Genomic DNA, 13,685 nt, shown 5'->3' on the forward strand with positions numbered 1-13,685 from the left:
AAAGCGCGCAACTGTGTTTAAAATGCCGCCCGCTCAATGACTGACGTTTAACGATGAACCCAGACGCACTCGCCACCCTGCACGCCCACCTGCTCACCGCCCTGGCCAGCCCGCCGGCCGAAACCCGCCGCCTGTTCCATGGCCGCGGCCGCTGCTGGCCGGGCCTGGAGCAACTGACGGTGGACTGGTTGCAGGGCGTGATCCTGGTTTCGCTGTTCAAGGATCCCGAGCCAACGCAGCTCGACGCCTTGAAACACCTGTTGCAAGCCGGGTTCAACGCTTACACCGTCGCCCTGCAACACCGCTACCTGCCACAAAGCACCACCGAATGGCTTTGCGGCGCAGCCGTGGAAGAGCTGACCATCACCGAAGGCGGCCTGCGTTACCTGATCGACCTGGGTAAAAAACAGAATAGCGGGCTGTTCCTCGACATGCGCTACGGCCGCAACTGGGTGCGTGAACAGGCCAAGGGGCAGCGCGTGCTTAACCTGTTCGCCTATACGTGCGGGTTCTCGGTGGCTGCAATTGAAGGCGGCGCCGACCACGTGGTGAACCTCGACATGGCCCGTGGCGCCCTGAGCCGGGGCCGCGACAACCATCGCTTGAACGGTCACGACCTGAGCAAGGTCAGCTTTCTGGGCCATGACCTGTTCAAGTCCTGGGCCAAGGTCACCCACAGCGGCCCTTACGATCTGGTGATCATCGACCCGCCCTCCTTCCAGAAAGGCAGTTTCCTGCTGACCAAGGACTACCAGCGCGTACTGCGCCGCCTGCCGGATTTGCTCACCCCACAAGGCACGGTGCTGGCGTGCATGAACGACCCGGCCTTCGGCGAAGACTTCCTGATCGACGGCGTAACCCGCGAAGCACCGGGCCTGTGCTTTGTGGAACGGTTGGAAAACCCGCCGGAATTTCCGGATATTGACCCGCAAAGCGGGTTGAAGGCGCTGGTGTTCCGTCAGGGCTGATGCCGAAACGCCTGACGCTTGCTACGCTAAGTGATACACCGGGGCGGTGAACCTTATGACCCCCTTCCCGGTCGATACCTGCATTCCCCGGCCAGACTCGACGGCGTCACGTTGTCGGCTGCCCCGTTTCACCCTTTGGAGAACCGCCCGTGATATCGACCCTGCATGTAGCCAGACTCAAAGCCTGGGGCGCCCACGGCTTTACCGCCACCGGTGTGGTGTTGGCCTTTTTGGCCACGCTGGCGCTGCTGGAAAACTCGCCCAAGGCCTGCCTGCTGTGGCTGGGCCTGGCGCTGGTGGTCGATGGCGTCGACGGCTCCCTGGCGCGACGGGTCAATGTCAGCACGGTATTGCCCAGCTTCGACGGCTCGGTGCTGGACCTGGTGATCGATTACCTGACCTACGTGTTTATCCCGGCGCTGTTTATCTACCGCTACATCGACCTGCCGGACTTCACCCACCTGTTTACCGTGTCGGTGATCCTGGTGTCGTCGTTGTTTTGCTTCTGCAATGTGAACATGAAGAGCAAGGACAACTATTTCGTCGGCTTCCCGGCAGCCTGGAACGTGGTGGCGCTGTGCGTGTACATCATCCAGCCAGAGGCCTGGGTGACGTTGGCAACCGTGATCGGGTTGGCACTGCTGACCGTGACGCCGATGAAGTTTTTGCACCCGTTTCGGGTCAAGCGCTTCATGCCGATCAACATCGCGGTCACCACGATCTGGTTGTTGTGCAGCTTTTTGATGGTGGTGGATTACCCGAATACCAACCCGTGGACGTTTGGGTTGTGGTCGCTGATGTCGGCGTATTTCCTGGGGATTTGCGTGTGGCGTACGGCGCTGGAGTGGCTGGACAAACGTCACGGTTGATTGCAATTCAAAATGTGGGAGCGGGCTTGCTCGCGAAAGCGGTGGATCAGTTATAGACGTGTTAACTGACACTCCGCTTTCGCGAGCAAGCCCGCTCCCACATTTGGATCGCGTAGACCCGCTAGATCCAAGTAAGATACCGGCCTTTGGCGCAGCCCTTTTTTGCGCCCTGCCAATAATAAGCCTTGCCCATGCCCTTCGAACTCAGCGTTGACCTCACCACCCTGGCTATCCTCGCCGTCGTTGCCTTCATCGCCGGCTTCATCGACGCCATCGCTGGCGGCGGCGGGCTGCTCACTACCCCGGCCCTGCTCACCGCCGGCATGCCACCGCATCTGGTGCTGGGCACCAACAAACTGAGTTCCACCTTCGGCTCGGCCACCGCCAGCTTCACCTTCTACCGGCGCAAGCTGTTCCACCCGCGCCAATGGGTGCACGCCATCGTCGGCACGCTGATTGGTGCACTGAGTGGTGCAATCGTCGCCCATTACCTGCCCGCCGAAACCCTCAACAAAATGCTCCCGGTGATCGTCTTCGCCTGCGGCGTCTATCTGCTGTTCGGCGGCACGCCCAAGGCGCCGCTGGACGCCGACGCGCCGATCAAGAAGAAATGGCAATCCACCCAAGGCTTTGGTCTGGGTTTCTACGACGGCGTGGCCGGGCCTGGCACCGGCGCATTCTGGACGGTGAGCACCATGCTGCTGCACCCCATCGACCTGGTCAAAGCCAGCGGCGTGGCACGCAGCATGAACTTCGTCAGCAACGCAGCGGCGCTGACGGTGTTCATCATCAATGGTTCGGTGGACTGGATCGTCGGCCTGGCGATGGGCGTGTCGGTGATGTGTGGCGCGTTCTTTGGCGCACGCAGTGCCATCAGCGGCGGCGCCAAATTCATTCGCCCGGTGTTTATCACCGTGGTCCTCGGCCTGACCGTGCGCCTAGCCTGGCAGCACTGGTTCAGCGTGGCCTAAACGGCGCGCCAGGTAGAGGTCGATCAGGTAACGCGCAATCGAACGTGACGCCGGCAACGGCGGCAGGTCGTGGATATTGAACCACTGCGCGTCCTCGATCTCGTCAGCCTGGGGCACGATGTCGCCACCGGCGTACTCGGCGTGGAAACCGAGCATCATTGAGTGCGGGAACGGCCAGCACTGGCTGCCCATGTACTGGATGTTCTTGACCTCCACCTGCACCTCCTCGCGCACCTCGCGGATCAGGCAGTCTTCGGCCGACTCACCCGGCTCGGCAAACCCGGCCAGGGTGCTGTAGACGCCGGTGACAAACCGCGGTGAACGCGCCAGCAGGATTTCGTCGCCGCGGGTCACCAGCACGATCATGCTTGGCGAAATACGCGGGTAGCTGCGCAGGTCGCAGGCCGGGCAATGCATCGCGCGCTCGCGTGGCACCTGGACCATGGCCTGGCCGCAACTGCCGCAGAACCGGTGTTCCCGCGCCCAAGTGCCAATCTGCGCCGCGTAACCCAGCACTTTGTACAGGGTGTGATCGCCTTGCAGCATGAAGGCCCGCAGGCCCTGCCAGCTGCAACCTGGCACTTCAACTGCCGAATTGAGTTCCAGCAGGTACACCGGCTCGCCATCAAGATGGCCAATGCCATGCTCGGCAAACACTGACAAATCCTGACGCTTGAGCCATTCCCGGGGGAACAGCGGGCCATTGGTGTCATGCAAAAAGCCCTCGCGGCTGCGGGCGACGGCCCAGCCGCCAGGGGCCTCGTTGTCCAGCAGCGTTGTGGTAATCCAGCCTGGGGTCATGTCAGTCAATCCACGAATTCGGGTTTCTGCTTGCTCATATGGGCCGCGATGGCCACGCGCAGGTCGTTGGATTGCAACATAGCCGAGTTCCAGGTGGCAACGTATTCCAGACCATCTTTGACCGTGTGGTCACGCATGTAGCTGATCATCGCCTTGGTGCCGGTGACGGCAATCGGTGACTTGGCGGCGATTTCACGGGCGATCTCCATCACCCCGGCCAGCAAGCTGTCCTGATCGGCGTACACGCGGTTGACCAGCCCGATGCTGCGCGCCTCTTCGGCACCAAACTGGCGGCCGGTGTAGGCCAGCTCGCGCAGCATGCCGTCGCCGATAATGCGCGGCAGGCGTTGCAGGGTGCCGACGTCGGCGGCCATGCCGATGTCGATTTCCTTGATCGAGAACTGCGCACCTTCGGCGGCGTAGCGCATGTCGCAGGCACTGATCAGGTCGATGGCGCCGCCGATGCAATAGCCTTGAATCGCCGCCAGCACCGGCTTGCGGCAGTTGTCCACGGCATTGAACGAAGCTTGCAGTTCGAGGATCTTGCGGCGCAGCAGGCGCGCGTTGCGGCCCACGTCCTTGCCGAAGTCATTGGCTACCGAGGCCAGCATCATCAGGTCGATGCCGGAGGAAAAATGCTTGCCGGCGCCGCTGAGCACCACGGCACGCACGGCGTCGGTGTCTTCGACCCATTGAAAGATATCGATGATTTCGGTCCAGAACGCCGCGTTCATCGCATTGATCTTTTCCGGGCGGTTGATCTGCACATGGGCAACGTTGCCGGTGAGTTCGACGACGAAAGCTTGGTATTCGGACATGGCAGTGTTCCCTGACTGGCGAGTGATAAGGCCCGAACTATAACAAGGGTGTGTGACGGCGCATCGGCCAAAAACGGGACTGGCAAAGGTAATGAAATGTTGTGGGCGAAGGCTTCATGCAACGCCGATACATTTCACGCCAAAGGCTCGACTTATCGGCTATACAATCAGGGCCATTGCCTGGAGCCGCCTATGCCGTCCACGTTTCGCTCATCATTGATTCTGGCCCTGGTGGTCGTGCTGACCGGCGTCGGCGCAGGCCTGGGCGGGATGCTGCTGGCGTTGCTGCTGCATGGCATTCAACACCTCGCTTACGGCTACAGCCTCGATAGCCTGGTCAGCCATGAAACCTTCCTGCTGGGCGTGACGGCGGCGGCGCCCGAACGGCGCGTGCTGGTGTTGGTGGTGTGCGGGCTGGTCGCCGGGCTGGGCTGGTGGACGATTTATCGCTACGGCCGCCCGCTGGTGAGCATCAAGCAGGCGGTGTCGGAAAAAATGCCGATCATGCCGCCCAAGACCACCCTCGCCCATGCCGTGCTGCAAATCGTCACCGTGGCCCTGGGCTCACCGCTGGGGCGTGAAGTGGCGCCACGGGAAGTCGGCGCGCTGGCCGCTACGTGGCTGTCGCAACGCGCACGGCTGACACCGCCGATGCATCGCCTGATCGTCGCCTGCGGCGCCGGTGCCGGCTTGGCGGCCGTGTACAACGTGCCCTTGGGCGGCGCGGTGTTTGTGCTGGAAGTGTTGGTGGGCGCATTCAGTTGGCCCGCGGCGGTCATTGCCCTGGCCACTTCAGCGATTGGCGCATCGGTGGCGTGGATCGGGCTGGGCGCGGAATCGCAGTACGTGGTGCCGCATTTCGACTTGAGCCCGGCGCTGATCGCCTGGGCGGTGGTGTGCGGGCCGATATTCGGCTTGGCGGCGTACGGGTTTACCCGCCTGACCGGAACAGCACGGGCAAATGCCGCGCGCGGTTGGCGCCTGCCGGTGCTTTCGCTGATCAACTTCACGATCATCGGCGGGCTGGCCATGCTGCTGCCGCAGATCCTCGGCAATGGCAAAGGCCCGGCGCAACTCGGCTTCGACAGTGAACTGACCATCGGCCTGGCTGCGTTGCTGCTGGTGGTGAAGGTGCTGATCACCGCCAGCAGCCTGCGCGCCGGGGCCGAAGGTGGCCTGCTGACACCGGGCCTGGCAAATGGCGCGCTGCTGGCAATCATCCTTGGCGGCGCCTGGAGCCTGGTGTGGCCCGGCGTGCCGCTGGGCGCCTTTGCCATTATCGGCGCAGCCGCCTTCCTCGCGTCCAGCATGAGCATGCCGCTGACGGCAATTGTGCTGGTGGCCGAATTCACGCGTATCGACCATGACTTTCTGGTGCCGATCATCCTCGCGGTGGTGGGCTCGATGTGCGTGAGCAAGGGGTGCCAAAGCTGGGAAAGTCGTGAAAAAAAACCTCGCTAACCCCCCTGACAAACACCGCCTCTGTGGCGAGCGGGCTTGCCCCGCGTTGGGCTGCGCAGCGGCCCCAAACCCAGACGCCGCGTTCTTTCAGAAAGACCGCGGCGTTTTTATGGGGCTGCTTCGCAGCCCAACGCGGGGCAAGCCCGCTCGCCACAGGATGTTGGTTGCCTGCTTCTTAACACAAAGACCTTGAAAGGCATCGCCTCAGGTACCATCCTTCGCGCTTTAAGCCGCCCCATCAGCGGCGCTCGACGCTCAAAGGAACCGCCATGCACGCCCAACCCCTCGCCCCCGCCGATTTCGAATTCATCGAAGACACCCTGCTCAAATACGGCGACGACCATTCGGTGCTGAACCTGGCCGAGCTCGACGGCTACTTCACCGCACTGGTCTCAAGCCCCGCGCAAGTGGACGTCGGCGAGTGGTTCCCGGCCATCTTCGGCGGGCAGAACCCGAACTGGGAAACTGTCGACGAAGCCCAGCGCTTCCTGGCATTGTGCGTGCGCCACATGAACACCCTGGCCGCACAACTGGCCACCGACGCGCAAGGCTTCAAGGCACGCTTCGATGACACCGAGCATCAGGGCCAGGTCGTCACACTCGCCGAAGAATGGTGTTTCGGCTACATCCGTGGCGCCGCCATCGGCAATTGGCCGGAAATGCCCGCCGAACAAACCGCGCAGCTGGAGAAAATCTCCTGGTGCGCCGAACAGGACAACTTCGAACTGCCCGCAGACCTGGATGTGCAGGCGCACCAGCAACGCGTCAGCGAAATCGAACCGGCAGCGCGAGCGCTGCATGATTACTGGTTGGCAAAACGATAATCTGGCTTCTGCTCTGGCTCTGGCTCTGGCTTTTGATCTTGATCTCAGGCGCCCCGTCAAAACACGCTGGCCGGAATTCGACAGGGATTTGGGGGGGCAAACCGGCAGGACGCCGGTTTAGCCGCGACGCGCCATGGATGGCGCGTGGCGGCGGCCCCCCAAATCCCTGTCGGATTACGGGCACACCGAGCGTGAGCGAGGTGCCGAGTGTTGGGGCAAGAGCGTTTTGCTTACTTTTGCGCTTTTCAAAAGTGAGCCGCCGTAAGGGCGGAACCAATATCAGCCATCACCAAAAAAACGGATATGTACACCGACAGACCGCCATCGCAGGCAAGCCAGCTCCCACAGTTGGATCGACATACACCCGTTAACCATCAGCAGCCATCCCCCATACTCGACAAGCACCCGTCTATAAACGATTATTCGGGTCCGCCCGCCGATCGTGCCTTGAATCAGGAGCCCTGTACCTTGAGTTCGCAGAAAACCGTGACCGTTACACCGCCCAACTTCCCCCTCAATGGCAAGGTCGCGCCCCCCGGCTCCAAATCCATTACCAACCGCGCCCTGTTGCTGGCCGCCCTGGCCAAGGGCACCAGCCGCTTGAGCGGCGCGCTGAAAAGCGATGACACCCGCCACATGTCGGTAGCCCTGCGCCAGATGGGCGTGACCATCGACGAGCCGGACGACACCACCTTCGTCGTCACCGGCTCCGGCAAGCTGCAATTGCCCGCACAGCCGCTGTTCCTCGGCAACGCCGGCACCGCCATGCGCTTTCTCACCGCGGCCGTGGCCACCGTGCAGGGCACCGTGGTGCTGACCGGCGACGACTACATGCAAAAACGCCCGATCGGCCCGCTGCTGGCCACCCTCGGCCAGAACGGCATCCAGGTCGACAGCCCGACCGGCTGCCCGCCCGTGACCGTGCATGGCGTGGGCAAGGTGCAGGCCAAGCGTTTTGAGATTGATGGCGGTTTGTCCAGCCAATACGTATCGGCCCTGCTGATGCTCGCGGCCTGCGGCGAGGCGCCGATTGAAGTGGCGCTGACCGGCAAGGACATCGGCGCCCGTGGCTACGTGGACCTGACCCTGGACTGCATGCGCGCCTTCGGTGCGCAGGTCGACGCCGTTGACGACACCACCTGGCGCGTCGCCGCCACCGGCTACACCGCCCATGACTACCTGATCGAACCCGACGCCTCGGCCGCCACCTACTTGTGGGCCGCTGAAGTGCTGACCGAGGGCCGCATTGATATCGGCGTCGCCGCGCAAGACTTCACCCAGCCGGACGCCAAGGCCCAGGCCGTGATCGCGCAGTTCCCGAACATGCAAGCCACGGTAGTGGGCTCGCAGATGCAGGACGCCATCCCGACCCTGGCGGTACTTGCCGCGTTCAACAACACGCCGGTGCGGTTCACCGAGCTGGCTAACCTGCGTGTGAAGGAATGCGACCGCGTGCAGGCATTGCACGACGGCCTCAATGAAATCCGCCCGGGCCTTGCGACCATCGAAGGCGACGACCTGCTGGTGGCCAGTGACCCCGCGCTGGCCGGCACTTCGTGCAACGCGCTGATCGACACCCACGCCGACCACCGCATCGCCATGTGCTTTGCCCTCGCCGGGCTGAAAGTCTCGGGCATCCGCATTCAGGACCCGGACTGCGTGGCCAAGACGTACCCCGAGTACTGGAACGCCCTGGGCAGCCTCGGGGTTGCACTGAGCTACTGAGCCGCCGGCGCCGCGATGGGGAGGGAAAGCACATGACACTTCGCCAACCCTGCCCGCCCGGCGCTTGCGTCTGCGACCGCGAACAGCTGCTGGAAGCGCCTGGTGCTGATGTGCGCATCCTCAACCTGACGCGTCAGGAAGAAAAGCGCCTGCTCGACCGCCTCGAAGACCTCAAAAGCCTGCAAGACCTGGAGCACATGCAACAGCGGATGTATGAGCAATTGGGCATCCGCGTGCATGTCGCGCCGGGCCACACCGAAGTCAAAAGCATGCGCGGCATCCAGATCACTATCGATGAGCTGCCCGGCATGTGCCGCAAGACCCGGCAATCCATCCCGGCGGCGATTCGCCGCGGCATGGAGAAACGCCCGGAAATCGCCTACCGCCTGCTGGATGCCCACGACCTGTTTCGCGAAGGTTGAGTCACCCCGGCACGGCCTCCTTCTGAAACATTCCCCGCCCCAAGGCTTTCGCTGTGTGCAGATGCGTCTGCGCAGTGTTGCTTTCCGATTCCAGCAGCAACTCGGACGTCACCACCTGAGCCCCGCAGTAATCAAAGATCCCGTAGTCTATCTGCGTGCGCATGGCCTTGGCGTAACCGTGGCGGTCAAACGCGCTTTCATCCGCCGCGCCGAGCGCCAGCAAATGCACCTGCAAATGCCGCAGTTTTTTCACCACCGGCCTGTCCGGGCCATAGTCGATGGCCCAGCCGTTGACGAATACGCGGTCGACCCAGCCTTTGAGCAGGGCCGGCAGGGACCACCAATAGATCGGGAAGGCCAGCACCAAGGCGTCGGCGCGGTCGATGCGTGCCTGTTCGGCAAGCACGTCGGCCGGCGGCGTGGCGCGTTCGCGATGCACACAGTGGTCGGCGGCGGTGTAGCGCGGGTCGAAACCTTCGGCAGCGAGGTCGGCGATTTCAAAGGTATGGCCGGCTGCCGTGAGGCCGGCGGCGACCTGTGCGGCCACGCTGTGGGTCAGGGATTTCGGGTCGTGATGGGCAACGACGATCAAAGCATGCATGACATGGACTCCCTTTCAGTTTACGCTTGGGTTTAAGTTACCTTTGGTAACCTACCCATAGTAAGTTACTTTTGGTATATAAGCATGTCAAGCAGTGAATCTCCCGCCCCGCGTCGCCGTTTGTCCCGTGAAGATCGTTTGCGCCAGCTACTCGATGTGGCCTGGCAACTGGTGCGCGAAGAAGGCACTGAGGCGCTGGCTCTGGGCCGCCTGGCGGAACTGGCCGGTGTGACCAAGCCGGTGGTCTACGACCACTTCGTCACGCGCGCGGGCTTGCTGGCCGCACTCTACGAAGATTTCGACGGGCGCCAGGACCAGGTGTTTACCGAGGCCATCGCCGCCAGCGCTGCCACCCTGGACGACCGCGCCTGGGTGATTGCCTCGTCCTACGTCGACTGTGTGCTGCTGCAGGGCCGGGAAATTCCGGGGGTGATCGCAGCGCTGAGCGGTTCGCCGGAGCTGGAAACCCTCAAGCGTCGCTATGAAGCGGTGTTTCTCGACAAATGCCGCGATGCGCTGTCGCCCTTTGCGCCGGATGGCATGGTCTCCCAGGCCGGCCTGCGCGCCATGCTGGGCGCCGCCGAGGCCTTGTCCCACGCGGCGGCCAGCGGGGAGCTCAGCCGTAAAGAGGCGCAACAGGAATTACTGGCGACCGTCCTGGCGATGGTCAATCGCGGCGCGCGTGTAAAAGAATTTTCATCGCCCAAGGAATAAAGGCGCACGACGGGTGTTTACCTGAGTACACCTTGTGACTCTCGCACAAGGCACTCAAAACCAAGAAAACCCCAGGAGCTCGTCATGCTGAAAAAACTCTCCCTCGCCGCTGCCGTGATGTTTGCCTCGTCCATGGCCTTCGCCGCCCCTGCCAGCGTGGCCGACAGCGCCAAAGGCAAAGTGCTGGTCGACAGCAAAGGGATGACCCTCTACACCTTCGCCAAAGACAGCGCCGGCAAGTCGGCGTGCAGCGGCCAGTGCCTGGCCAACTGGCCGGCGTTCACCGCGAAAGACGGTGCCAAGGATGCCGACGGTTACACCGTGATCAGCCGCGACGATGGCAGCAAACAATGGGCCTACAAGGGCCAGGCGCTGTACACCTGGGTCAAGGACAGCAAGCCGGGCGACATCACCGGTGACGGCGTTGGCGGCAACTGGAACCTGGCCAAGCCATAACGCTCAAGCAAGCTTGTTGTGGTGAGGGAGCAAGCTCCCTCACCACAGGTATCGGCCTTTAACTGCTCTGGCGCTCGCTCACAAACCGCTGCGCCTTGCGCGTCAGCTGATCAAGGTGCCGGTCGCGCTGCTTCTCGGCATCGACCATCGCGCGTTTACCGTGTTTTTGCAGCAGGTAGGTGTGAATCTGCCGCACTTCCAGCGAGCGGTAGATCGCCGCCACGTCCAGCACGCCCATCAAGCCGTCGGTGCCGTAGTCACGGGTGTTCATCAGCACTTGGGGGCCTCGCGCGGCGCGCACTTGAAAACCCATGGCCTCGAACGCGGGCACTTTTTCGACCGCACACGCCAGCTCGGCGTGGGGATAGCGCACCAGCACCTCCTGCACCATCGCGCGCGCGACACCCTGGCGCCGGCGCCCGGCCTGCACGGCCATGAAGGCGATGCCACAGGCCTGTGGATCGTCTTTTACCGGCAGGTACAGGCAAAACCCGATGAGCTGCTCCTCATCCATCGCCACCACCAGTTCCACGGCGATGCCCTTCGCGCCATCCAGCGCGTCCAGGTACAGGTGCACTTCAAAGCCGATGGCATATTGATAAATGTTGTACAGCAGGTTGCTCGGCGCCAGCGCCACGCTGCTGATGTCGGTGAGGTTGTCCACCACCATTTGCAGGATCTGCCCATTGATGGGCTCGGGGCACGGCGTGGTGTAACGGGTAAGGCTGAACATGCACATTCCTGGGGTTTCGCGTCAAGGCAGCGGCGATTGTACCTGTTGCGCGCAGACCTCGCGCAGACAGCTGCGCAACCAGCGATGGGCCAGGTCGGCATCCTGGCGTGGGTGCCAGAGCATGGCCACGGTAAACGTGGGTATCGATACGGGCAGTACGAAGCTGTAGAGCCCTTCACGCTGATGGGCGGTGTAGCGTTCGGGCACGCTGGCGATCAGGTCGGTGTCGCGCGCCAGGGCGATGGCGGTGGCAAACCCGGCGACGATGGTGCTGATGTCACGCGTGAGCCCCTGCGCCTCCAGCGCTTCATCGATCTGGCCGCGATCAAGCCCGCGCCTTGAAACATAGACGTGCCGGCCCTGGGCAAACCGCTGCGCCGTGACGGCGCCCCGGCTCAGCGGGTGGCCAGCGCGCACGACGCCGACCAACCGGTCGCGAAACAGCGCCTGCATCACGATCTCCGGGCTGGCGTCCGGGTCGACTACGCCGATGACGAGGTCAACGCCGCCCTCGCGCAGCAGCGTGTAATCCTTGTCGGTCTTGTTGACGAAGCGCAGGCGTACGCCGGGTGCCTCCCGGGCAATGCGCGCCAGCAACGCCGGGCCCAGATTCTCAACAAACTCCTCGCTGGCGCGCAGCGTGAAGGTGCGCACCACCTGCCCCATCTCCAGCGCTTGCACGGGCCGCAGCACTGCCTGTGCCTCCTGCACCAGGCGGCCGACCTGTTCGCGCAGCGCCAGCGCACGGGGCGTGGGCACCAGGCCGCGACCGGCGCGCACCAGCAAGGGGTCGCCGGTGGTTTCACGCAGGCGGGCCAGCGCGCGGCTCATGGCCGACGGGCTCAAGCGCAAGCGTTGAGCAGCGCGGGCAACGCTGCCTTCGGTGAGCAGCACATCCAGAGTGATCAGAAGATTCAGATCGGGCATCTGCCCTCCTTACAAGGCGTTATACGCAGGTATTACCTGCAACCCATGCGTCTTCCGCCATGTTAGTCGGCGCCGTAGATTTGTGACAGCTACGTTCATACAAGGAATCTCCCATGAAGACGTCTTCACGCGGCGCGCTGTTGAGCCTCTCACTGTCCATGTTGCTGGCCTCACTGGGCACCAGCATCGCCAATGTGGGCCTGCCGGCGCTGGCGCAGGTTTTTGAAGCTTCATTTCACAGGGTGCAATGGGTGGTGCTCGCCTACTTGCTGGCGATTACCGCGGTGATCGTCAGTGCCGGCCGCCTGGGCGACCGGTGGGGCCGCCGGCGGTTGCTGCTCGCCGGGTTGCTGCTGTTCACCCTGGCCTGCGCGCTGTGCGGCGCCACACCTTCGCTGCCATGGCTGGTGGCATTCAGAACCCTGCAAGGCCTGGGCGCGGCAATCATGATGGCGATGACGCTGGGGCTGGTCGGCGACACGGTGACCAAGGAACGCACCGGCCGTGTGATGGGCCTGCTCGGCACGATGTCTGCGGTCGGCACCGCCATGGGCCCGAGTGTCGGCGGGCTGCTGCTCAGCCTGTGGGGCTGGCGCGCGTTGTTTCTGGCGGGGGTGCCGCTGGGCTTGTTGGCCGCCGCCCTCGCCTGGCGGTATTTGCCGGTTGATCATCTGGCTGGCATCGGGCCTTCCGGCGATTCACTCTGGCAGCCCTTGAAAGACCCGGCACTGCGCGCCGGGCTGGCGATGAGCGCCTTGGTGTCGGCGGTGATCATGACGACCTTTGTTGTCGGGCCGTTTTACCTGTCCCGAGGCCTGGGGCTGGCCCCGGCCGGGATGGGCCTGGCCATGGCGGTCGGGCCCTGTGTCGCGGCACTCACCGGGGTACCGGCCGGGCGCCTGACCGACCGCCTCGGCAGCCCGCGCATGACCCTCACCGGCCTGGGCATCATGGCGGCTGGCGCCCTGCTGCTGTCGCTGGCCTCGGGCCTGCTCGCCTACCTCGCCTCGCTGGTCATCCTCACCACGGGTTACAGCCTGTTCCAGGCCGCCAACAACACGGCGGTGATGAGCGATGTGCAGCCCGCGCGGCGCGGAACAATCTCCGGCCTGCTCAACCTCTCGCGCAACCTGGGCCTGATTTTCGGCGCCTCGGCCCTCGGTGCGGTGTTTGCCTGGGCCTGCCCCGATGTGACCCACGCAGCGGCGCAAAGCGTGGCGAATGGCCTTCACGTGACCTTCGGCGCGGCACTGGCCCTGATCATCGTTGCCGCGACCTTCGCCTGGGGCCGTCATGGCGCCGCGAGCTGCCCGCAAAACACCCGTTGAGGCAAAAAAACAAAAAAGGCGTTGCGCCAGACCGGGTTACATCGCGCATCATGGGCACTTTCAAGCA

15 protein-coding genes are annotated in these 13,685 nt (G+C 63.5%); 10 read left to right on the top strand and 5 right to left on the bottom strand.

All coding sequences use genetic code 11. From position 1 onward, the window contains the following. Nucleotides 1-53: 53 nt before the first annotated feature. The 3 genes from AB4P94_RS23335 to AB4P94_RS23345 all read left to right on the top strand — a co-directional run bounded on the left by AB4P94_RS23335 (nt 54) and on the right by AB4P94_RS23345 (nt 2,808). Nucleotides 54-968 carry a class I SAM-dependent methyltransferase gene (locus AB4P94_RS23335; protein ID WP_395607671.1) on the top strand — a complete coding sequence of 305 codons (915 nt, stop codon included), beginning with the start codon at nt 54-56 and terminating at the stop codon, nt 966-968. 149 nt (nt 969-1,117) lie between these two features. Further along, the gene (gene pcsA / locus AB4P94_RS23340; RefSeq protein ID WP_395607672.1) at nt 1,118-1,837 is read left to right on the top strand and encodes a phosphatidylcholine synthase; all 720 of its coding nucleotides are present in this window, start codon (nt 1,118-1,120) and stop codon (nt 1,835-1,837) included. A 191-nt stretch (nt 1,838-2,028) separates the two neighbouring features. Continuing rightward, nucleotides 2,029-2,808 (top strand): TSUP family transporter, encoded by a 780-nt coding sequence (locus AB4P94_RS23345; RefSeq protein WP_395607673.1) that lies wholly within the window; start codon nt 2,029-2,031, stop codon nt 2,806-2,808. Here the strand turns inward: AB4P94_RS23345 and nudC are convergent. Continuing rightward, nucleotides 2,776-3,609 carry an NAD(+) diphosphatase gene (gene nudC, locus AB4P94_RS23350; protein ID WP_395607674.1) on the bottom strand — a complete coding sequence of 278 codons (834 nt, stop codon included), beginning with the start codon at nt 3,607-3,609 and terminating at the stop codon, nt 2,776-2,778. The two genes, AB4P94_RS23345 and nudC, sit on opposite strands and share 33 nt — an antisense overlap. A 5-nt stretch (nt 3,610-3,614) precedes the next feature. Continuing rightward, nucleotides 3,615-4,427 carry a crotonase/enoyl-CoA hydratase family protein gene (locus AB4P94_RS23355; RefSeq protein WP_078742178.1) on the bottom strand — a complete coding sequence of 271 codons (813 nt, stop codon included), beginning with the start codon at nt 4,425-4,427 and terminating at the stop codon, nt 3,615-3,617. 192 nt (nt 4,428-4,619) lie between these two features. On the opposite strand from AB4P94_RS23355, the gene AB4P94_RS23360 reads away from it, so the two are divergent. From AB4P94_RS23360 to AB4P94_RS23375, 4 genes are all read left to right on the top strand, one after another. After that, on the top strand, nt 4,620-5,888 hold the full coding sequence (locus AB4P94_RS23360; protein WP_395607675.1) for a chloride channel protein: 1,269 nt from the start codon (nt 4,620-4,622) through the stop codon (nt 5,886-5,888). Between the two features lie 269 nt (nt 5,889-6,157). After that, complete coding sequence (locus AB4P94_RS23365) at nt 6,158-6,712, top strand: UPF0149 family protein (protein ID WP_395607676.1); 555 nt, start codon at nt 6,158-6,160, stop codon at nt 6,710-6,712. A 468-nt stretch (nt 6,713-7,180) separates the two neighbouring features. After that, the gene (locus AB4P94_RS23370) at nt 7,181-8,437 is read left to right on the top strand and encodes a 3-phosphoshikimate 1-carboxyvinyltransferase (RefSeq protein ID WP_395607677.1); all 1,257 of its coding nucleotides are present in this window, start codon (nt 7,181-7,183) and stop codon (nt 8,435-8,437) included. Nucleotides 8,438-8,469: 32 nt separating this feature from the next. After that, nucleotides 8,470-8,859 (top strand): hypothetical protein, encoded by a 390-nt coding sequence (locus tag AB4P94_RS23375; protein WP_395607678.1) that lies wholly within the window; start codon nt 8,470-8,472, stop codon nt 8,857-8,859. Nucleotide 8,860: 1 nt separating this feature from the next. Here the strand turns inward: AB4P94_RS23375 and AB4P94_RS23380 are convergent, their stop codons facing one another. Then, on the bottom strand, nt 8,861-9,460 hold the full coding sequence (locus AB4P94_RS23380; protein ID WP_395607679.1) for an NAD(P)H-dependent oxidoreductase: 600 nt from the start codon (nt 9,458-9,460) through the stop codon (nt 8,861-8,863). Between the two features lie 84 nt (nt 9,461-9,544). On the opposite strand from AB4P94_RS23380, the gene AB4P94_RS23385 reads away from it, so the two are divergent. Both AB4P94_RS23385 and AB4P94_RS23390 read left to right on the top strand, forming a co-directional pair. Then, on the top strand, nt 9,545-10,174 hold the full coding sequence (locus AB4P94_RS23385; RefSeq protein WP_395607680.1) for a TetR/AcrR family transcriptional regulator: 630 nt from the start codon (nt 9,545-9,547) through the stop codon (nt 10,172-10,174). An 84-nt stretch (nt 10,175-10,258) separates the two neighbouring features. Continuing rightward, on the top strand, nt 10,259-10,630 hold the full coding sequence (locus AB4P94_RS23390) for a hypothetical protein (protein WP_395607681.1): 372 nt from the start codon (nt 10,259-10,261) through the stop codon (nt 10,628-10,630). A gap of 58 nt (nt 10,631-10,688) precedes the next feature. On the opposite strand, the gene AB4P94_RS23395 is transcribed toward AB4P94_RS23390, so the two are convergent. Next, the gene (locus AB4P94_RS23395; protein ID WP_395607682.1) at nt 10,689-11,363 is read right to left on the bottom strand and encodes a GNAT family N-acetyltransferase; all 675 of its coding nucleotides are present in this window, start codon (nt 11,361-11,363) and stop codon (nt 10,689-10,691) included. A gap of 21 nt (nt 11,364-11,384) precedes the next feature. Next, a complete protein-coding gene (locus tag AB4P94_RS23400) occupies nt 11,385-12,290 on the bottom strand; it encodes a LysR family transcriptional regulator (protein ID WP_395607683.1) in 906 nt (301 codons plus the stop codon). A 113-nt stretch (nt 12,291-12,403) separates the two neighbouring features. Between AB4P94_RS23400 and AB4P94_RS23405 the strand changes: the two genes are divergently transcribed. Continuing rightward, on the top strand, nt 12,404-13,618 hold the full coding sequence (locus AB4P94_RS23405; RefSeq protein WP_395607684.1) for an MFS transporter: 1,215 nt from the start codon (nt 12,404-12,406) through the stop codon (nt 13,616-13,618). Nucleotides 13,619-13,685: the final 67 nt, after the last annotated feature.

This window comes from Pseudomonas sp. B22129, from assembly GCF_044218875.1.
GTDB lineage: Bacteria > Pseudomonadota > Gammaproteobacteria > Pseudomonadales > Pseudomonadaceae > Aquipseudomonas.